Raw genomic sequence first — 19,514 nt, forward strand, 5'->3', positions numbered from 1 at the left:
TCGTGGTACTGCTTGGGGGCGGGCCTACTGGTTGCGGCAGGCACCGGTGGGGGCCGGGTCCAGCCAGGGCAGGTCGTGGCCCATGCGGTCCCGCTTGGTGCGCAGGTACCGCAGGTTGTGCTCGCCGGCCGCGATCGGCATGGCGACGCGCTCGGCGACCTTCAGGCCGTGCCGCTCGAGGGCCTCGGTCTTGTCGGGGTTGTTGGTCATCAGGCGCAGGGAGTGCACGCCGAGGTCGGACAGCATCTGGGCGGCGGCGCCGTAGTCGCGGGCGTCGGCGGGCAGTCCGAGTTCCAGGTTGGCGTCGAGCGTGTCCCGGCCGCGCTCCTGGAGCTCGTACGCGCGCAGCTTGGACATCAGGCCGATGCCCCGGCCCTCGTGGCCGCGGAGGTAGACCACGACGCCCCGGCCCTCGGCTGCCACCCGTTCGAGTGAGGCCTGGAGCTGCGGTCCGCAGTCGCAGCGCAGCGAGTGGAAGACGTCGCCGGTGAGGCACTCGGAGTGGACGCGGACGAGGACGTCCTCGCCGTCGCCGATCTCGCCGGCCGCGAGCGCGATGTGCTCGACGCCGTCGACGGTGCTGCGGTAGCCGTACGCGCGGAAGTCGCCGAAGGCGGTGGGCAGCCGGGTCTCGGCCTCGCGGCGCACGGTCGGCTCCGAGCTGCGGCGGTAGGTCACCAGGTCCTCGATGGAGATGATGGCCAGGCCGTGCTTGCGGGCGAAGTGGACCAGCTCGGGCAGGCGCGCCATCGTGCCGTCCTCGTTGGCGATCTCCACGATGGCGGCGGCCGGGCGCAGTCCGGCGAGCCGGGCCAGGTCGACGCCCGCCTCGGTGTGGCCGTTGCGGGTGAGGACGCCGCCGGACTTGGCGCGCAGCGGGAAGACGTGGCCGGGCCGGACGAAGTCGCCGGGGACGGAGTCGCCGGAGGCCAGCAGCCGGATCGTGGTCGCCCGGTCGGCGGCGGAGATGCCGGTGGTGACCCCGTGGACGGCGCTCGCGTCGACGGAGACGGTGAACGCGGTCTGCATGGACTCGGTGTTGGAGTCCACCATCTGCGGCAGGTCGACCCGGTCCAGGTCGTGCTCCTCCATGGGCACGCAGATCAGACCACGGCACTCGGTCATCATGAACGCGACGATCTCCGGGGTGGCCTTCTCGGCCGCGATGATGAGGTCGCCCTCGTTCTCGCGGTTCTCGTCGTCCACGACGACGACGGGCCGGCCGGCCGCTATGTCGGCGATCGCACGCTCGACGGGGTCGAGGACGATCGGGGCGTCCTCCGCCACGTAGAGGGTGTGCAGTGCGGTGGTCATGCGGCCGCTCCTTCCAGGACGGGCCCGCCGTGCCGCGGGACCCGGGTCTGCTGCCACCAGGCGTACATGCCGGCGATCACGAGAACGAAGTAGATGACGTACACGAGCGCGGAGAACTTCAGGTCGCTGTTCCAGGCGAGGGGGACGCCGACCGCGTCGACGGCGAGCCAGGCGAACCAGAACTCGACCCAGCCCCTGGCCATGGCCACCATCGCGGCGACGGTGCCGACGAAGATGTAGGCGTCCGGCCAGGGGTTCCAGGACAGCGACGGGTAGAGCGTGAAGAGGCCGACGACCCCGAACAGTCCGGCCGCCGTGCCGGCGACCAGCAGGCCCCGCTCGCGCCAGGTGGCGAAGCGGACCCGGATCTCGCCGCCGTCCCGGACGCCGCGGCGCCACTGGAACCAGCCCCACACGGCGACGCCGATGACGAGCAGCTGCTTGCCGACGCCGCCGGTGAGCTGTGCCGACCAGTACGCGGCGACGAGCACCGCACCGGACAGCAGCTGGACCGGCCAGGCCCACACCGAGCGGCGCCACCCCAGGGCGAGACCGGCCAGGCCGAGGCCGTTGCCGACCACGTCGGTCCACTTGAAGTGCTCATCGAAGGCGGAGAAGGCGACACTGTTCAGGGTGTCGAGGGCGCTCATTCCGCCGGAGCCCCCTTCGGTGCCCCGGCCCGCTCCCCGTACAGCCGCTCGACGTACTTGGCGATCACGTCGACCTCCAGGTTCACCGGGTCGCCGGGCTGCTTGAAGCCGAGCGTGGTGAGGTCGAGGGTGGTCGGGATCAGGCTGACGGAGAAGAAGTCGGGACCGGCCTCGACGACCGTGAGGCTGATGCCGTCGACGGTGATCGAGCCCTTCTCGACCACGTAGCGGGACAGCTCCGCCGGCAGCGAGATCCTCACGATCTCCCAGTGCTCGGCGGGGGTCCGCGAGATCACCGCGCCGGTGCCGTCCACGTGGCCCTGGACGAGGTGACCGCCGAGGCGGCCGCCCAGCTCCATCGGGCGCTCCAGGTTGACCCGGCTGCCGGGGTTCAGCGCGCCGAGGCTGGAGCGCTTGAGGGTCTCGGCCATCACGTCGGCGGTGAACTCGCCGTCCGCGGTGTCGACGACGGTGAGGCACACCCCGTTGACCGCGATCGAGTCGCCGTGCTTGGCGCCCTCGGTGACGACCGGACCGCGCAGACGGAAGCGGGAGGCGTCGCCCAGGTCCTCGACGGCGACGACGTCGCCCAGCTCTTCGACGATTCCGGTGAACACGTCAGTTCTCCTCGGTGCGGCTCGGGTAGGCAGTAATACGCAGGTCGGGGCCGATGCGTTCGATCTCGGCGACGTCGAGCCGCAACGCGTGCGCGATGGTGGTGATTCCCGCGTCCCCCAGGGCCGCGGGTCCGGCCCCCAGGAGGGCCGGTGCGAGGTAGCCGACGACCTTGTCGACGGCGCCCGCGGCGACGAAGGCGCCGGCGAGCGTGGGGCCGCCCTCCAGCAGCACGGAGCGGACGCCGCGGCCGTACAGCTCGGCAAGCAGCGCGGTGACGGCGACGCCGCTGCCGGTGCGGGGCAGGCGGGCCACGTCGACGCCCGGCAGGTGGGCGGTGTCGGTGTCCTCGGCGACGGCGACCAGGGTCGGGGCGGTGCCGTCCAGCACCCGGGCGCCGGGGGTGATCTTGGCGTTGGTGTCGACGACCACCCGCAGGGGCTGGGTGAAGGTGCCCTCCACGCCGCGCACGGCCAGGTGGGGGTCGTCGGCGCGCAGGGTGCCGGAGCCGACGACGACGGCGTCGGACTCGGCGCGCAGACGGTGCACGTCGGCACGGGAGGCGGCGGAGCTGATCCAGCGGCTGGTGCCGTCGGCGGCGGCGATGCGGCCGTCGAGGGTGCTCGCGTACTTCCACAGCACGAAGGGCCGCTGCTCGCGGGAGGCGGTGAGCCACACCTCGTTGCCGCGGGCGGCCTCGGCCTCCATGAGCCCGCTCTCCACGGCGATCCCGGCGGCGGCCAGCGTGGCGCCGCCTCCGGTCGCCGCGGGGGTGGGGTCCGCGACGGCGTACACGACGCGGGAAACGCCGGCCGCGATGAGGGCCTGGGCGCACGGGCCGGTGCGACCGGTGTGGTTGCAGGGTTCGAGGGTGACGACGGCGGTGCCGCCGCGGGCCGCGTCGCCGGCCGCGCGCAGGGCGTGGACCTCGGCGTGGGGTCCGCCCGCCTGCTGGTGCCAGCCCTCGCCGGCGATCTCGCCGCCTGCGTCGAGGATCACGGCGCCGACGACGGGGTTGGGGCTCGTCGAGCCCACGCCGCGGGCGGCGAGCTCTATGGCCCGGCGCATCGCGTCGGCTTCACCGGGTGTTGCCACCGGGTCCTCCTGCCTCATCGGGCACGGACTCCGGGGCTGTGCGGAACACAGAGCGGACGTGAGCCTCGGGGACACCGCGTCCGGTGTGGGGCTGCGTCCGCCCGTGTCACCCGTTTCCGGGGGACACGCACCCACGCTGCCGCCGACGGCGGTGTACCGATGCCCGTCCGCCGCGCACTGCCTCCCATCCGGACTTTAACCGTCGGTCCAGGAATTTCACCTGGTCAACCGGCCGCTGGATGCGGACGGGTCGCGGACTGTAACCGCCGGTTCGGAGTTTCACCGACCCCGGAGTGCGCTGAACGTCACTGGTACTGCTCCACAGTCTGCCACGAAGGTTCCTTGCGGACGCAAGGGATCGCTGTGGATTGGCTCACACGGGATCGGTCCGACCGCTCGGACCCCGCGGCCCGTCGCCATGGCTTCCGGTCAACACGACCCAGGGGAGCGTCCGTTGAGGCCGGCGCGAACCGCATGGGCGGAGCGGGTTCACCCGGGGGACTCCGGTCGTACGCCGGCGCCCGCGAACGTCAGGCGGCCGAGGGGCGGTTGCCCCGGAGCGCCCCGGACGTCACACCTCGGGTGTGAACACCGCGTCCTGCGCCGCGTCCATCGCCGACAGCACCGCGCCGCGCAGCACCGCGCTGCCCGCGACGGTCCCCGCCCGCACCTGGGTCGGCAGCGGGGACATCCGCGCGAGCCGTTCCTCGACCCGGGCGGCCAGGTCCTCGCCCCCGGCCCGGCCCACCTCGCCGCCCAGCACCACGCAGCCTGGGTCGAGCACGGCGGTGACGGCTGCCACCCCGATCACCACCCGGTCCGCCAGCGCGTCGAGGAAGAGCTCGCCCTGCTTGCCGTCCGCCCGGGCCGCGGTCACCACCGCCTCGGCCGCCAGGGCGTCGTCGTCGCCGGACACCGGCATCCCGTGCGAGCGCGCCAGGGCGCACACCGCCGCGCTGCCCGCCAGCGAGTGGAAACCGCCCTCGCACCCGCTGGCCGTCGGCAGTTGGAAGGTCCCCGGAACGGGCAGGAAGCCGATCTCCCCCGTACCGCCCGAGGCACCGCGCCGCAGGATCCCGCCCAGCACCACCGCGGCGCCCACCCCGTGACCCAGCCACAGCAGGACGAAGTCCTCGCGGTCGCGCACGGCGCCCAGGCGCCGCTCGGCGACGGCCGCGAGGTTGACCTCGTTCTCCAGCAGCACCGGGAGGGAAAGCCGCCTGCGCAGTTCGGCGACGAGCGCCGAGTGCCAGGCCGGCAGCTGCCCGGTGGCCCGCAGTTCGCCGGTGGCCGGGTCGACCAGGCCGGGCGCGCCGACCGCGACGGTGTGCAGCGCGCCGGCGCCGGCGGTGCGCGCGGTCCGCTCCAGCAGCGCCACCGAGCGCCGCACCGTGCGCTGCGGATCGCCGAACGGGTCCACCGGCAGGACGGCGCTGCCGATGGTGTTCCCCAATAGGTCGGCCACCTCGAGGGCGACGCTGTGGGTGCGGACGTCGAAGGCGGCCAGTTGCGCCCGGTCGGCGACGATCCCGTACACCCGAGCGTTGGGGCCGCGCCGGTCGGCTCCCGTCTCGCCGACCACCGTGATCAGCCCGGACTCCTGCAGCCGCTCGACCAGGTCGGCGACGCTCGGACGGGACAGCCCGGTGAGGGACTTGAGCTGGGCCGCCGTCAACGGGCCCTCGCGCTGCAGCAGTTCCAGGGCCAGCCGGTCGTTGATCGCCCGAGCGGTGCGGGGGGAGGCGGTGCGCCCGGCGTGGGATCGCATGGCGGTCATGGACGGATCCTTCCAGAAGCCGTCGCGCAGGTGCGAGGGCGGGCGACAGGGGCCCGGTGCGGGACCGTGGCAGGAGGCAGTCTATCTTTCAGGAAGCCTGCCTGATAATTTATGCCCCGAGCACGGCGGGACCAGACTGGAGGGAACATGCCGACGAAGCCGACGACCCCGACGGGGAAGACAGACCCGCGACTGCGGCGCGCCCATCTCGCCGTCGCCGCCGTGTTCGCCGTGCACGGCGCGGTGACCGGCAGCTTCGCCACCCGGGTGCCCTGGATCCAGGAGCACGCGGGGCTCAGCGCCGGACAGCTCGGCTTCGCGCTCGTCTTCGCGGCCCTCGGCGCCTCCGTCGCGATGCCGCTCGCCGCCCGCGTCGCCCACCACATGGGCATGCGCAACGCGCTGCGCCTCCTGCTCGGCCTGTGGTGCGCCTCGCTGGCGCTGCCTGCCCTCTCCTCCGGACTGGGCTGGCTGTGCGGGGCGATGTTCGTGTACGGGGCCTCGGCCGGCATGGCCGACGTCGTCATGAACGCCCAGGGCGTCGAGGTCGAGGAACGCCTCGGCCGCTCGATCATGTCCGGGCTGCACGGCATGTGGAGCGCCGGCACCCTGCTCGGCTCCCTCTTCGGCGTCCTCGCCGCCCACGCGGAACTCGACGCGCGCCTCCACCTCACCGCCGCGGCCGTCCTGCTCGTCGTGCTGGGCCAGGTGGTCTGCAGCGGAGTGCTCGACCTGCGGCCCGCCGCGTCGGAGGAGGCCCCCGCGCGCTTCGCCCTGCCGCCCCGCGCCGCCCTGGTCATCGGCGCCATCGGCTTCTGCGCCGTCTTCGCGGAGGGCGCCAGCATGGACTGGAGCGCGGTCTACCTCCGTGACATCGCCGGCGCCTCCCCCGGTGTCGCCGCCGCGTCCTACACCGCGTTCGCGTGCACCATGGCCGTGTCCCGTCTCCTCGGCGACCTCGTCGTCCGCCGTTTCGGACCGGTCCGCACCGTACGCTTCGGCGGCCTGCTCGCCACGGTGGGCGGCGTCCTCGTCGCCACGGCGTCCGCGCAGGTCACCACCATCGCGGGCTTCGCCCTCATCGGCGTGGGCATCGCCGTGGTCGTGCCGCTGTGCTTCGCCGCGGCCGGGCGCAGCGGGCCCAACGCGAGCCAGGCCATCGCGGGCGTCGCCACGGTCACCTACACCTCCGGGCTGGTGGCTCCGGCCGCCATCGGCTCCATCGCGGAGGCCAGCTCCCTGCAGGTCTCCTTCGGCCTGGTCACCCTGCTCGCCGCCGGGCTCGCCGTGGGCGCGGGCGTGCTCCGGCGCGCGGGCACCGTCTCCGTGGAGCGCGACCGCAAACCCGTGGCGGCGACGACCCCGCAGGCTTAGCGTGCCGCCCATGCACATGCGGATCTTCCTGGAGACCGAGCGGCTGCGGCTGCGGCACTTCACCGACACCGACGCGGACGCCGAACTGCTCGTCGCGCTCGACAGCGACCCCGAGGTCATGCGCTACCTGGGCAACGGCCGCCCCACGCCCTCCGACGTCATCCGGCACGAGGTCCTGCCCCGCTTCGCACGCTCCCAGGTCTGGGCGGCGGAGGAACTCTCCACCGGGCACTTCGTCGGCTGGTTCGCCCTCACCCCCCGCCCCGGCGGCCCCGCCGACGACCTCGAACTCGGGTACCGCCTGCGCCGCGCCGCCTGGGGCCGCGGCTACGCCACGGAGGGGTCCCGCGCCCTGGTCCGCAAGGCCTTCACCGACCTGGGCGCGGAGCGCGTCCACGCGGAGACGATGTTCGTCAACGCGCGGTCGCGGCGTGTGATGGAGAAGGCGGGGCTGTCCTTCGTCCGGGTCTTCCACGAGGAGTGGGACGAGGCGTTGCCGGGGGCGGAACAGGGGGAGGTCGAGTACGCGGTCACGCGCATGGCGTGGGCCGACTAGGCGGCTGCGCCGGGCTCCCCGGGTGTTTGTGTGCGGCTCCGTTGCGCCTGCGGCGGGCGTCCACCCACCCTCCCGCCCTCCCCCGGCCTTCGGCTGGGGGAGGGCGGGAGGGTGGGGGAGAAACCGCAACAGCAACAAACGCGGCGCCGCACACGACAACCGGCCCCAACTCACCGCACCGCGAGGTCCTGCAGGCCCACAACGCGAAGCAACCGCAACCGCTCGTAGGACTCGCTCCCCGGCCGCGCCGTGTACACGATCAACCGCTGATCATGCTCCGCACTGAGCAGCACCTCGCACTCCAGCTCCATCAGCCCCACCACCGGATGCTGGAACCGCTTCACATCCGCGCGCCGCACGGCGACCTCGTGCTCGTCCCACAGCGTCGAGAACTCCGCGCTGCGCCCCCGCAGTTCCGCGACCAGCGCGCCCGCGCGCGCGTCGTCGGGCCGGGCGGCCAGGACCGCACGCAGGTGGGCGACGTGACGCCGGGCCTGCTCCTCCCGGTCCCCCGGAGGGAAGAGCTCGCGCGCCGCCGGGTCGAGGAAGAAGCGGCGGACGATGTTGCGCTCCCTCGGCGGCCGGGAGGCCGCGTCGCCGACGAGCGCCGCGGCCATCGCGTTCTGGGCGAGGACGTCCCCCGCGTCGCTGACGACCTGCGCCGGGGTGTCGTCGAGCCGGTCCAGCACCAGCAGCAGTCCGGGCCGTACGTGCCCCGCGGCGCCGGCGTCGCGGGGCGGTTCCTCGCCGGCCAGGTGGAAGAGGTGGTCCCGTTCGTCCTCGGACAGGCGCAGCGCACGGGCGAGCGCGCCCAGGATCTGGCGGGACGGCCGGGGGCCCCGTGACTGTTCGAGCCGGGTGTAGTAGTCCGCGGACATGCCGGCGAGCTGGGCGACCTCCTCGCGGCGCAGGCCGGGGGTGCGCCGCCGGACGCCGACCACCAGGCCCACGTCGGAGGGGGCGAGGCGGGCACGGCTGCGGCGCAGGAAGTGGGCGAGCTGCGCGCGGTCGATGTCCACGTTTCAAGCATCCCGCCGGGCCGGGACCTTATCCAGGGAGTGTCGATCCCCGGATGCGGAGGTCTCTCCCGCGGCGCCGCGGGCCGCCGCAGTCGGGTCGGCAGCCGCTTCGTGCCGAGGCTGCTGCAGTGGTGCCGCCCGGGCGAGGAGGTGCGGGTGCTCGTGCGGGACGCGGAGCGGGGCGAGGGGCCCGCCCGGCTGGGGGCACGGATCGCGACCGGGGACCTGCGGGGCCCGGAGGACCTGCGCAAGGCCCTGGCGGGCGTGGATGCGGTCGTGCACCTGGCGGCGGTGTTCCGGGACGGCTCGCAGGAGGGCACCACGCCGACGCGGGCAGCCGCCGAGGCCGGGGCGACGCGTTGCGTGCAGGCGAGCACGAACCTGGTGTACGGCGAGGGCCGGGGCCGCCCCCTGGTGGAGTCCCTGCGCCGGGCCCCCGGCGTCGGGGGCCGGGCGTACAACATCGCCGACGACGCGCCGGCGGCGGCGGGAGGAGCCGGGCTTCCGCCCGCAGTATCCGTCGGTGTGGACGGCCCGCGACGCGGGCGCGCTCTGACTCACCCGATCCGGGGACGCCACGGCCGCCGTGCCGCGAACGCCGCCCGGCCTGCTGGGACGCTGTGCCCATGACGACGGCACGGCGGCCGGCCCCGGTGGGGGTGGGCCAGGTGGTGGCGCGCATGCGCGCGCTCGGCACGGCGCTCCCGCCGGGGGACGGGGTGGCGGTGTTCAACCGTGTCTACCTGTCGGTCACGGAGGAAATGGACGACCGGCTGGCGGCGGGCGGCTTCGGCGATCCCGTCGCCGCCGCCGTGCTGGCCGCCCGTTTCGCCGCCCGGTACCTGCGGGCGGTCGACGGCGCGACCGACCGCCGTGCCGTCCCGGCCTGCTGGCGGCCGCTGCTGCAGTTGCGTGGGCACCGCGGCGTCCGCCCGCTGCAGTTCGCGCTGGCCGGGATCAACGCGCACGTGGGTCACGACCTGGCGCTCGCGGTGGTGGACACCTGCTCCGCGCTGGGGTGCGAGCCGCCTTCGCTGGAACGGGACTTCGATCGCGTGGGCGATCTGCTGACGTCCGTGGAGGAACGCGTCAGGGAGGAGCTGATGCCCGGCCCCGATCTGCTGGACCTCGCCGACCCGCTGACCCATCTCGCCGGTTCCTGGAGCCTGGAACGCGCGCGGGACGCGGCGTGGGCCGCGTCCCGCGTGCTGTGGTCCCTGCGCGGACTGCCGGAGGTGTACGAGGAGTTCGCCGAGAAGCTCGACTCCGGGGTCGGGCTGGTGGGGCGCTTCCTGCTGACCCCGCTGGCCCGCTGAGGGGGGGCGGGTCAGTCCTCGTCGAGCATGACCGGCGCGATCTCGTCGTAGAGGTCGCCCGGGCCCGGGTTGGTCGGGTCCGTGGTGCCGCCGAACTGGTGCATCACGCCCCACACGGCGTTGAGCGCGGTCTGCACGGCGCCCTCGGCCCAGCCCGCGGTCCAGGAGATGTCGTCGCCCGCGAGGTAGATGCCGCGCTTGTCCTCGGGGAGGGTGTCCTGCATGAAGTGGGTGAACAGGCGCCGCTGGTAGCGGTAGTGACCGGGCAGGTTCGCCTTGAACGCGCCCATGAAGTAGGGCTCGTTCTCCCAGGAGACGGTCACCGGGTTGCCGATGATGTGCCCCCGGATGTCGACCTTCGGGTAGATCTCGCCGAGCGACTTGAGCATGACCTCCATGCGCTCGGACGCGCTCAGCGGCAGCCACTTGAGGCTGTCGTCGCACCACGTGTACGACAGGCAGATCACGGCCGGCTCGTCCGGGCCGTTGTCCAGCAGGTAGGTGCCGCGGGTCATGCGGTCGGTGAGCGTCATGCTCATCACGTCGCGGCCCGTCTGCTCGTCCTTGTCCAGCCAGAACGGCCGGTCGACCGGGACGAAGAGCTTGCTGGACTCCATGTAGTGGGTGCGCTCGATCGCCGTCCAGTGGTCGATCGGGAAGAGCGAGTCGTCGCAGTCGATCTTGCTGAGCAGCATCCAGCTCTGCGCGGTGAAGATCGCGGCGCGGTAGGTGCGGATGTCGCCGTCGGCGTCGGTGACGGTGATCCGGTTGCCGGCGGTGCGGTGCAGTCGGGTCACGGCCGGGCGGGGGTCGCCGCCGTGCAGGGACTTCAGCGAGGTGCCGAGCGGCCAGTGGACGATCTTCTGCGGTTCGCGTTCCCACAGCCGCAGCGGCAGTTGCTGGCTGCCTCCGACGATGCCGCGGTGGTGGTCGTCGGCCTCGGTGTAGACGACGCGCAGGATCTCCAGGATGGAGTTGGGGAAGTCGGTGTCCCAGCCGCCCGTGCCGAAGCCGACCTGGCCGAAGATCTCCCGGTGGCGGAAGGACTTGAACGCCTCGGAGTCGCACAGGAACCCGTAGAAGGTCTGGTTGTCCAGCTTCTCGACCAGCTTCGCCCAGATCTCGCGGATACGCGGGACGTCGCGCTCACGCATCGCGCGGTTCATGTCGGAGAAGTCCGCGCCCTCCTCCAGGCAGGCGTTCCAGGCGTGCGCGACGTCGCGGTAGACCTGCGGCAGGTCGTCGATGGTCTGCGCGTAGTGGGACTCGCCCTTGAGGTCGACGACGGTCGACGGGGTCTCGGGGGCCAGCGGGTTGGGGAAGGGCGTGGTCTCCAGGCCCACCAGGTCGATGTAGTGCTGCAGGGCGGTGGAGGACGGCGGGAAGCGCATCGCGCCCATCTCCGCGGTCAGGTTCTCGTCGCAGCCCTCGAAGCCGACGGTGCGCAGCCGGCCGCCGATCCGGTCGGCCTCGTAGACGACGGGCTTGAGGCCCATCTTCATCAGCTCGTACGCGGCGACGATGCCGGACAGGCCGCCGCCGATGACCGCGACCTCCGCCCCGTGTTCGGTCGCCGGTATGGAGCCGAGGCCCGCGGCGCTCGCCAGGAAGTCGTCGTAGGCGAACGGGAAGTCCGGGCCGAACATGGTGATCGGCGGGGCCGACCGCACCTCGGGGTGCTGCTCGTCGTGGACCGCGGTGGGCACCGTGGACGTCATGGCGTGGTTCTCCTGGCTGTGAAGCGGTCAGGCGGGGCGGGGGAAGGGGTCGGGATCAGCCCAGCGAGCGGTACAGCTCGGGGCGGCGGTCCTCGAGGTAGGGCGTCTCCTCGCGGACCGCGCGCAGGAGATCCGGGTCGGCGTCGGCGACGACCAGCTCCTCGGTGGCTCCGGCCCGGGCGCGTACGGCGCCGTCGGGTCCGGCGAGGCAGCTCTGCCCCGCGAAGTCGAAATCGCCCTCGGGGCCGCAGCGGTTGGCGTAGGCGACGTGCAGCTGGCTCTCGTACGCGCGGGCCGGCACCAGGGTCTGCGGGACGAACTCGTAGGGCCGCATCAGCGCGGTGGGCACCGCGAGCAGCTGGGTGCCCGCGAGGGCGTGGGCCCGCACGGTCTCCGGGAACTCGACGTCGTAGCAGATGAGGATGCCGATCCGGACGCCGTCGAGCTCGGCCTGGACGACGGCGTCGTCGCCGGGGGTGAACCAGGTCCGCTCGAAGTCGCCGAAGAGGTGGGTCTTGCGGTAGTTGGCGAGGCGTCCGCCGTCCGGCCCGATCAGCTGGGCGGAGTTGAAGACGCCGCAGCCGTCGCGCTCGGGGTAGCCGTAGACGATGCCCAGGCCGTGCTCGGCGGCGATCCGGCCGACCCGGGCGGCGGCCGGCCCGTCGGCCGCCTCGGCGAGGCCCGGGACCGCGTCGCCGAGGGCGTAGCCGGTCAGGTACATCTCGGGCGTGACGAGCAGGCGGGCTCCCGCGGCGGAGGCCCGGCGCGCGGCGGCGTCGAGCGCGGCCAGGCTGTCGTCCACGGAGGAGGGGACGCCGCTCGGGCCTTGGTACAGCGCGGTGCGCAGCGGCGCCATGGAGCCTCTTTCGCCTGGTGGGGAGCCTGTTCCGGATCTGCCTCGACGGTACGATTCCGGGCGTCGTGGCGACAAGACGCGTCCGTTGCGCACCGACCGCCGATTCGTTGCGCGCCGGGGCGCAGCGGCGGCGATTCGTTGCGCGGGGGCGGCCGGACCCGGCTCCCCGGCCCGGCCCGCCCGCGGTCACGGCTCCGGCTGGTCCGGCACTCCCGTGTAGCGGCGCAGCAGCGGCGACAGCACCAGGACGGACTTGGTGCGCTCCACGAAGGGCTCGCCGGCGATCCGCTCCAGGACGCGCTCGAAGTGGCGCACGTCGGCGGCGTAGATCTGGACGACGGCGTCCGCCTCGCCGGTGACGGTCGAGGCGGACGCCACCTCCGGGTAGCGCGACAGGCCGCGCCGGATGTCGTCGGGCGAGGTGTTGTGGCGGCAGTAGAGCTCGACGAACGCCTCGGTCTCCCAACCCAGCGCGGAGGGCTCGACGCGGACGGTGAAACCCGTGATGGCGCCCTCCGCCAGCAGCCGGTCGACGCGGCGCTTGACGGCGGGGGCGGAGAGCCCGACGAGGGAGCCGATGTCGGCGAAGGAGCGGCGGGCGTCCTGGGCGAGGGCGTGGACGATGCGTTCGTCGAGTTCGTTCAGTCGCACTGGGGGTGGGTCACTTCTCTTCGCGAGCGAGCTGGGAACGGCGCGTGCCGTACGCACACCAGACTACGAGGCCGACCGCCGTCCACCCCGGCGGAGCACTCCCGGGTGATCGCGTCGAGGCGGGAACGCGGGTGCCCCCGTCCGCGGAAGCGGACGGGGGCACGCGGGCAGCGGTGCCGGCTACTGCCAGCTGGCGTGCAGCGGCTTGCCCTCGGCGTAGCCGGCGGCGCTCTGGATGCCGACGACGGCCTTCTCGGCGAACTCGGCGAGGTTGGCGGCCCCGGCGTAGGTGCAGGAGCTGCGGACGCCCGCGATGATCGAGTCGATGAGGTCCTCGACACCCGGGCGGCCCGGGTCGAGGAACATTCGCGAGGTGGAGATGCCCTCCTCGAACAGCCCCTTGCGGGCGCGGTCGTAGGCGGACTCCTCGCTCGTGCGGTTGGCCACGGCGCGGGCGGAGGCCATGCCGAAGCTCTCCTTGTACGGCCGGCCGTCGGCGGTCTGCTGCAGGTCGCCTGGCGACTCGTAGGTGCCCGCGAACCAGGAGCCGATCATGACGTTGGACGCGCCGGCGGCGAGCGCCATGGCGACGTCGCGCGGGTGCCGGACGCCACCGTCGGCCCAGACGTGCTTGCCGTGCCGGGCGGCCTCGGCGGCGCACTCCATGACGGCGGAGAACTGCGGCCGGCCCACGCCGGTCATCATGCGGGTGGTGCACATGGCGCCCGGGCCCACGCCGACCTTGACGATGTCGGCACCGGCCTCGATCAGGTCGCGCACGCCCTCGGCGGAGACGACGTTGCCGGCCACGACCGGAACCTGCGGGTCCAGGGCGCGGACGGCCTTCACGGCCTGGATCATGCTCTCCTGGTGACCGTGGGCGGTGTCGACGACGAGCGTGTCGACTCCCGCGTCGAGCAGCTGCTTGGCCTTGCCCGCCACGTCGCCGTTGATGCCGACGGCGGCGGCGATGCGCAGCCGCCCGCCGGCGTCGGTGGCGGGGGTGTAGAGGGTGGCGCGCAGCGCTGCCTTGCGGGTGAGGATCCCGGCCAGCCTGCCGTCGGCGTCCACCGCGGGGGCGAGCTTGCGGTTGGCCTCCTCCAGGCGGTTGAAGGCCTCGCGCGGGTCGATGTCCGCGGGCAGCAGCAGGAGGTCCTTGGACATCACCACGGAGACCTGGGTGAAGCGGTCCACACCGGTGAGGTCGTGCTCGGTGACGATGCCGACCGGACGGCCGTCCTCGACGACGACGGCGGCGCCGTGCGCCCGCTTGGGCAGCAGCGCCAGGGCGTCGGCGACGGTGGCGTGCGGGCCGAGCACGATCGGGGTGTCGAGCACGAGGTGCCGCTGCTTCACCCAGGTGATCACCTCGGCGATCACATCGATCGGGATGTCCTGGGGGATGACCACCAGACCTCCGCGCCGGGCGACGGTCTCGGCCATGCGGCGACCGGCGATGGCAGTCATGTTGGCGACCACGAGCGGGATGGTGGTGCCGGTGCCGTCCGGGGCCGAGAGGTCGACCGCTTGGCGGGAACCCACCGCCGAGCGGCTGGGGACCATGAACACGTCGTCGTACGTCAGGTCGTACGGAGGCTTTGCATCATTGAGGAAACGCACGTACTTCATTTTTGCACGGACCGGGCCGAAACGAACACGGAGGAAACTCCGGCGCTCACGAAGGGTCGCTCGTAGGTTCCTCCAGGACGACCTCGAAGGGGAGCACGGCCGGGTCGTGGAAGGCGGCGGCGTCCGCGAGGACCCGGCGCGCGGTCCGCCACTGCTCCGGTTCGGCCGCCGCGAAGTCGCGCCAGCCGCGGACGACCAGGCGGAGCCCGCCCCGCGCGGGGTCGGGCAGGTCGGTGAGGCAGTCGTACAGGGCGTCCCAGTTGCGGCCGAACCAGCCGGGCAGCCGCAACTGCTCGGCGCAGCGATCCATGAACGCGCTCTTGGTGGTGACCCCGTGCAGGTCCAGCACCGTCGTTGCCGTCATCTGCGGACCGCCCTGAAGCTCTGGTAGTGGTCGTCGGTGTAGTAGACCTCCCCGCCGGATCCGGTGACGAAGCGCCGGGCGCCACGGTCGCTCGTCCCCGGGGTCGGGACGGTGTACTCGTGGTAGTAGCCGCGCGGGTGCGCGGGCAGCAGGCCCTCGACGTTGCCGAAGACGGTGCCGTCCTTCGCGTACGGGAAGGGGCCGCCCGCGTCGATCAGCCGGAGCGTCTCGCGGGCCTCGGGCGGCAGGCTCGTGACGGCCACCGTGGGCAGCGCCCCGACGGGTTCGGTGGCGGGCGGGGAGCAGCCGGTGAGCAGCAGCGCGAGGCAGCCCAGCAGGGCGAGGGCGATCACGGTGGCACGGCGGACGGGGCCGGTCGGCATGCCGCGATGCTGCCACAGCCCGCGGTGCCCGCCGCGCAGGGCGCGCGAGCGGACGGTGGGCGGTGGACTAGGGCTCGCGGAGCGCCTCGGGGTCCGCGCGGTCGAGGGCGGGCCGCGGCATGGGCGTGGTGGAGTCCAGCAGGTAGTCGGCGGCGGCGGTGTCCGTCACGATGCTGGTGACCAGACCGGACCGGAGCACGGCGTCGACCGCGGCGGCCTTGCGCAGCCCGCCGGCGATGGCGAGCACCTCGGGGATGCGGCGCAGCCGGTCCGCCTCGATCGTGATGCAGCGCTCGCCCAGGTCACGGCCGACCAGCAGGCCCTCGGCGTCGAAGAGGTGCGAGGACATCTCCGCGGCGACGCCGAGGGAGGCGTAGTGCTCCCGCTCGGCGTCGGTCAGGGCGTCGTGGACGGTGGAGATGCCGGCCGCCCAGGACCCGATCGAGACCACGGCCACGGTGACCTTGTCGAAGTAGCTCATGGCGGCCGCGATGCCGCTCTGGGCGCGCAGCGCCGCGGCCGTCGCCGGGTCGGGCAGCACCATGGGGGCGTACATCGGGTGGGCCTCGCCGCCGGAGACGGCCGCGGCGGTGCGGACCGCCTCGACCGAGCCGCGGTCGGCGGTGCCGGCGTCGTACACGCCGGTGAGCTGGACGACCGTGCACGGCGGCAGCCGGTCGAGGGCGTTGGCCATGGTGATGATGGAGCGCCCCCAGGCGAGGCCGAGCACGTCACCCTCGCTGACCAGCTCGCCGAGCAGCTGCGCGGCGACGGCGCCCAGGTTCTCCGGGTCGGGGCCGTCGGTCTCGTCGGCGGGCGACTCGACGACGACGGCGTGCCGCAGCCCGTAGCGGGCGCGCAGGGCGTCGGAGCGTTCGGCGTCGAGCTCGGCGGGGACCCTGATCTCGATGCGCACGAGGTCACGTTCGAGGGCCGTCTCCAGGACCCGCGCCACCTTGAAGCGGCTCACGCCGAACTCCTCGGCGATCTGGATCTTGGATTTTCCCTCCAGGTAGAAGCGGCGGGCCATCGCCGCCGCCTGGACCATCTCGCCGGGGCCCATGCGCACCCCTGTGCGGCCTGTGGTCACGTTCTCTCCCCAGTTGCCCATCTGATCGGCTCCGCGCTCATCCTCGCACGTACTCCGGAGTACCGGAGCACGCTGCCCACTCAGTGGTCAGTGCGCGCAGGCCGCCGCCGCCTGCTTGCGCAGCCCCCGTACCGCCTCGGCCGGGTCCTCGGCTCCGTAGACGGCCGAACCGGCCACGAAGACGTCCGCTCCGGCCTCGGCGCAGCGCTCGATGGTGGCGGCCGAGACTCCCCCGTCGACCTGCAGCCACAGGTCCAGCCCGTGCTTGTCGATCAGCTTCCGGGCGCGTCGGATCTTGGGCAGCATGATGTCGAGGAAGGCCTGACCGCCGAAGCCCGGCTCCACGGTCATGATCAGCAGCATGTCGAGCTCGGGCAGCAGGTCCTCGTACGGCTCGACCGGCGTCGCCGGCCTGAGCGCCATCGAGGCCCGCGCGCCCTTGGCGCGGATCTCCCGGGCCAGGCGCACCGGCGCGGCGGCCGCCTCGACGTGGAAGGTGACGGAACCCGCGCCCGCCTCGACGTAGGCCGGGGCCCAGCGGTCCGGATCGGCGATCATCAGATGGCAGTCGAGCGGGGTCTTGGTCGCCTTGTGGAGGGACTCCACGACCGGCACGCCGAGCGTCAGGTTGGGGACGAAGTGATTGTCCATCACGTCGACGTGGAGCCAGTCCGCGCCTTCGACGGCCCGCGCCTCGTCGGCGAGGCGCGCGAAGTCGGCGGAGAGAATACTGGGGTTGATCTGCACGGCCATGGTCCCAGTATGGCGGTGCCGGGCGCTTCCCCGCGCACCGGGCGGACGGCTGTGGAAAACCTCCCCGCACGCCCCGTCCGGGCGTGGGATGCTGTGCGGATCGGGAGCACTCCTCGGGGGACGCCTTGGCGAGGCGGAGGTGACGGGTGTGAAGGCTCCACACGGCTGGGCGGTCCTGGTCTGCGGCCGGCGCGGCAAATGGGTCGTGCTCGCGCTCTGGCTGGTCCTGCTGGTGGCGGTGGCGCCGCTGGCCCAGAAGCTCACGGACGCGCAGCAGAACGACTCCTCCTCCTGGCTGCCGGGCAACGCGGAGTCCACTCAGGTCCTGGAACTGCAGAAGCGGTTCCTGCCCGACACCGCCCCCGCCGTCGTGGTCTACGCGCGCCCCGGCGGACTGACCGACGAGGACCGTGCGACGGTCGGTCAGGACGCCGCGCAGATACGACGGATGACCGGGCACGGCGTCTTCGGCGGCCGCACCGTCGGCCCGGTGTACGAGGAACGCGCCGCCGGCCCGCGCGCCGCGCAGCTCATCGTCCCCGTCGGCGTGGACGAGGGCGGCTGGACGGGCATCGCGGACGCGGTCGCCGGCATCCGCGCCGTCACCGGCGACGGCACCGGCGGCCTCGAGGTGCACATCACCGGACCGGGTGGCTTCGCGGCCGACTCCGCCGAGGCCTTCGAGGGCATCGACGGCACCCTGCTGTACAGCGCGCTCGCCGTGGTCGTCGTCATCCTGCTGCTCACCTACCGCAGCGTCACCCTCATCCTGCTGCCGGTCGTCTCGGTCGTCGGGGCGCTGTTCACGGCGCAGGCGGCGGTCTACCTGCTGGCCGAGCACGCCGACCTCGTCGTCAACGCGCAGAGCGCGGGCATCCTCACCGTCCTGGTGTTCGGCGCCGGCACGGACTACGCGCTGCTGCTGGTCGCCCGCTACCGCGAGGAACTGCGCCGCCACGAGGACCGCCACGAGGCCATGGCGCTGGCCCTGCACCGGGCGGGGCCGGCGATCGTCGCCAGTGCCGCCACGGTCGCGGTGAGCATGCTGTGCCTGCTGGCCGCCGAGATGAACTCGACCTCCGGGCTCGGGCCGGTCGCCGCCGTCGGCGTCGTCATCGGCCTGGCCGCCATGCTGACGCTCTTCCCCGCCCTGCTGGTCGTCGTGGGCCGCTGGGTGTTCTGGCCCGCCGTCCCGCACGCCGGTTCCGCCGAGCCCACCCGGAACGGGGTGTGGTCCCGGGTGGGCCGCCGCATCGACCGCCGGCCGCGCACGGTGTGGGTGGGCACCGCCGCCGTGCTGGCCGCACTCTCGCTGGGCGTGATCGGTCTGGAGGCGGCGGGCCTGAGCAACGCCCAGAGCTTCACCGGGACCCCCGACTCCGTCATCGGCCAGCAGGTCGAGTCCCGCTACTTCCCCGCCGGCTCCGGACAGCCGCTGGTGGTGATCGCCGACGCGGGTGCGGCGGAGCAGGTCAAGGCCGCGCTCGACGGCGTCGAGGGCGTCGCACCCGGCTCCGCGGTCGTACCGAAGGGCGCGCCTGCGCAGAAGGACGGCCGGGTCTACCTGGAGGCAACGCTCACCGACCCGGCCGACAGCCAGGCCGCCGAGCACACCGTGGACCGCGCCCGCGGGACCCTGCACGCCGTGCCGGGTGCCGACGCCAAGGTCGGCGGCGGTACGGCGGCACTGCTCGACGCGGGCCGCGCCTCAGCGCACGACAACGAGCTGCTCATCCCCATGATCCTCGTCGTCGTGCTGGTGATCCTGGGCATCCTGCTGCGGGCCCTCACCGCCCCGCTGGTGCTCATCGCAACCGTGGTGCTCTCCTTCGCCGCCGCGCTCGGCGTCAGCGTGCTCGCCTTCCGGCACGTCTTCGGCTTCCAGGGCGAGGACACGGCCTTCCCGCTGTTCGTCTTCGTGTTCCTGGTGGCGCTGGGCATCGACTACAACATCTTCCTGATGACGCGGATCCGCGAGGAGAGCGCGCTGTCCGGGACCCGCGAGGGAACCCTCACCGGCCTCGCGGCTACCGGTGGTGTCATCACCTCCGCGGGCCTGGTGCTCGCCGGCACGTTCGCGGCCCTGGCGACACTGCCCGTCGTGGGCTTCGCGGAGATCGGCTTCGCGGTGGCCTTCGGCGTCCTGCTGGACACCTTGGTCGTGCGGTCGGTGCTGGTGACCGCGTTCACCCTCGACCTGCGGCACCGCGTGTGGTGGCCGAGCCGCCTGGACCGCCCCCGCGCCGGGGCTCCGGCAGAGGAACCGGCCGCGCCCGCCGCCCCGCACGCCGGTGCGTGACGTCCGCCGGACAGCAGTGACCGCCCGCGCCGGGCGCGGGCGGTCACTGCTGTCC

The 19,514-nt window shown here is 73.4% G+C and carries 19 protein-coding genes and 1 riboswitch; of the genes, 5 read left to right on the top strand and 14 right to left on the bottom strand.

Annotated features, from left to right (window positions below; translation table 11 throughout):
• Positions 1-24 precede the first annotated feature (24 nt).
• The 5 genes from PV410_RS13710 to PV410_RS13730 all read right to left on the bottom strand — a co-directional run bounded on the left by PV410_RS13710 (position 25) and on the right by PV410_RS13730 (position 5,451).
• Positions 25-1,314, bottom strand: coding sequence for a bifunctional 3,4-dihydroxy-2-butanone-4-phosphate synthase/GTP cyclohydrolase II (locus tag PV410_RS13710; protein ID WP_500324384.1), 1,290 nt, complete (start codon positions 1,312-1,314; stop codon positions 25-27).
• Positions 1,311-1,964, bottom strand: a complete 654-nt coding sequence (locus PV410_RS13715; protein WP_500324385.1) for a nicotinamide mononucleotide transporter family protein — start codon at positions 1,962-1,964, stop codon at positions 1,311-1,313. The genes PV410_RS13710 and PV410_RS13715 overlap by 4 nt, the downstream gene beginning before the upstream one ends.
• Positions 1,961-2,581, bottom strand: coding sequence for a riboflavin synthase (locus PV410_RS13720; protein ID WP_499510739.1), 621 nt, complete (start codon positions 2,579-2,581; stop codon positions 1,961-1,963). The genes PV410_RS13715 and PV410_RS13720 overlap by 4 nt, the downstream gene beginning before the upstream one ends.
• Position 2,582: 1 nt before the next feature.
• Positions 2,583-3,674, bottom strand: coding sequence for a bifunctional diaminohydroxyphosphoribosylaminopyrimidine deaminase/5-amino-6-(5-phosphoribosylamino)uracil reductase RibD (gene ribD / locus PV410_RS13725; protein ID WP_500324386.1), 1,092 nt, complete (start codon positions 3,672-3,674; stop codon positions 2,583-2,585).
• 170 nt (positions 3,675-3,844) lie between these two features.
• Positions 3,845-3,975, bottom strand: a riboswitch (FMN riboswitch).
• Positions 3,976-4,245: 270 nt separating this feature from the next.
• Complete coding sequence (locus PV410_RS13730) at positions 4,246-5,451, bottom strand: ROK family transcriptional regulator (RefSeq protein ID WP_500324387.1); 1,206 nt, start codon at positions 5,449-5,451, stop codon at positions 4,246-4,248.
• 147 nt (positions 5,452-5,598) lie between these two features.
• Here PV410_RS13730 and PV410_RS13735 point away from each other — a divergent pair, with 147 nt between their 5' ends.
• Both PV410_RS13735 and PV410_RS13740 read left to right on the top strand, forming a co-directional pair.
• Positions 5,599-6,825, top strand: coding sequence for an MFS transporter (locus PV410_RS13735; RefSeq protein WP_500324388.1), 1,227 nt, complete (start codon positions 5,599-5,601; stop codon positions 6,823-6,825).
• 16 nt (positions 6,826-6,841) lie between these two features.
• On the top strand, positions 6,842-7,381 hold the full coding sequence (locus tag PV410_RS13740) for a GNAT family N-acetyltransferase (RefSeq protein ID WP_500324498.1): 540 nt from the start codon (positions 6,842-6,844) through the stop codon (positions 7,379-7,381).
• 170 nt (positions 7,382-7,551) lie between these two features.
• On the opposite strand, the gene PV410_RS13745 is transcribed toward PV410_RS13740, so the two are convergent.
• Positions 7,552-8,394 carry a helix-turn-helix transcriptional regulator gene (locus tag PV410_RS13745; RefSeq protein WP_500324500.1) on the bottom strand — a complete coding sequence of 281 codons (843 nt, stop codon included), beginning with the start codon at positions 8,392-8,394 and terminating at the stop codon, positions 7,552-7,554.
• A gap of 117 nt (positions 8,395-8,511) precedes the next feature.
• On the opposite strand from PV410_RS13745, the gene PV410_RS13750 reads away from it, so the two are divergent.
• Together PV410_RS13750 and PV410_RS13755 are read left to right on the top strand one after the other, a co-directional pair.
• On the top strand, positions 8,512-9,030 hold the full coding sequence (locus tag PV410_RS13750) for an NAD-dependent epimerase/dehydratase family protein (RefSeq protein ID WP_500324389.1): 519 nt from the start codon (positions 8,512-8,514) through the stop codon (positions 9,028-9,030).
• Positions 9,027-9,716: a DUF5995 family protein gene (locus PV410_RS13755; protein WP_500324390.1), complete on the top strand. Its 690-nt coding sequence runs from the start codon at positions 9,027-9,029 to the stop codon at positions 9,714-9,716. The genes PV410_RS13750 and PV410_RS13755 overlap by 4 nt, the downstream gene beginning before the upstream one ends.
• An 11-nt stretch (positions 9,717-9,727) precedes the next feature.
• Here the strand turns inward: PV410_RS13755 and PV410_RS13760 are convergent, their stop codons facing one another.
• The 8 genes from PV410_RS13760 to rpe all read right to left on the bottom strand — a co-directional run bounded on the left by PV410_RS13760 (position 9,728) and on the right by rpe (position 17,160).
• Positions 9,728-11,434: a flavin monoamine oxidase family protein gene (locus PV410_RS13760; protein WP_500324391.1), complete on the bottom strand. Its 1,707-nt coding sequence runs from the start codon at positions 11,432-11,434 to the stop codon at positions 9,728-9,730.
• Positions 11,435-11,489: 55 nt separating this feature from the next.
• Positions 11,490-12,290: a carbon-nitrogen hydrolase family protein gene (locus PV410_RS13765; RefSeq protein WP_500324392.1), complete on the bottom strand. Its 801-nt coding sequence runs from the start codon at positions 12,288-12,290 to the stop codon at positions 11,490-11,492.
• Between the two features lie 186 nt (positions 12,291-12,476).
• Positions 12,477-12,941: an Lrp/AsnC family transcriptional regulator gene (locus PV410_RS13770; protein WP_500324393.1), complete on the bottom strand. Its 465-nt coding sequence runs from the start codon at positions 12,939-12,941 to the stop codon at positions 12,477-12,479.
• 180 nt (positions 12,942-13,121) lie between these two features.
• Positions 13,122-14,570: a GuaB1 family IMP dehydrogenase-related protein gene (locus PV410_RS13775; RefSeq protein WP_500324394.1), complete on the bottom strand. Its 1,449-nt coding sequence runs from the start codon at positions 14,568-14,570 to the stop codon at positions 13,122-13,124.
• 46 nt (positions 14,571-14,616) lie between these two features.
• Positions 14,617-14,934, bottom strand: a complete 318-nt coding sequence (locus PV410_RS13780) for a barstar family protein (protein ID WP_500324395.1) — start codon at positions 14,932-14,934, stop codon at positions 14,617-14,619.
• Entirely contained in the window at positions 14,931-15,317 is a 387-nt protein-coding gene (locus tag PV410_RS13785; protein WP_500324396.1) for a guanyl-specific ribonuclease, read from the bottom strand. Before PV410_RS13785 ends, PV410_RS13780 begins: the two co-directional genes overlap by 4 nt.
• A gap of 67 nt (positions 15,318-15,384) precedes the next feature.
• Positions 15,385-16,428 carry a sugar-binding transcriptional regulator gene (locus PV410_RS13790; protein ID WP_500324397.1) on the bottom strand — a complete coding sequence of 348 codons (1,044 nt, stop codon included), beginning with the start codon at positions 16,426-16,428 and terminating at the stop codon, positions 15,385-15,387.
• A 66-nt stretch (positions 16,429-16,494) separates the two neighbouring features.
• Positions 16,495-17,160 carry a ribulose-phosphate 3-epimerase gene (rpe, locus tag PV410_RS13795; protein WP_499510752.1) on the bottom strand — a complete coding sequence of 222 codons (666 nt, stop codon included), beginning with the start codon at positions 17,158-17,160 and terminating at the stop codon, positions 16,495-16,497.
• 148 nt (positions 17,161-17,308) lie between these two features.
• Between rpe and PV410_RS13800 the strand changes: the two genes are divergently transcribed.
• Entirely contained in the window at positions 17,309-19,459 is a 2,151-nt protein-coding gene (locus PV410_RS13800) for an MMPL family transporter (RefSeq protein WP_500324398.1), read from the top strand.
• The last annotated feature ends 55 nt before the right edge of the window (positions 19,460-19,514 follow it).

The organism is Streptomyces sp. PA03-5A (assembly GCF_033792725.1).
Classification (GTDB): Bacteria; Actinomycetota; Actinomycetes; order Streptomycetales; family Streptomycetaceae; genus Actinacidiphila.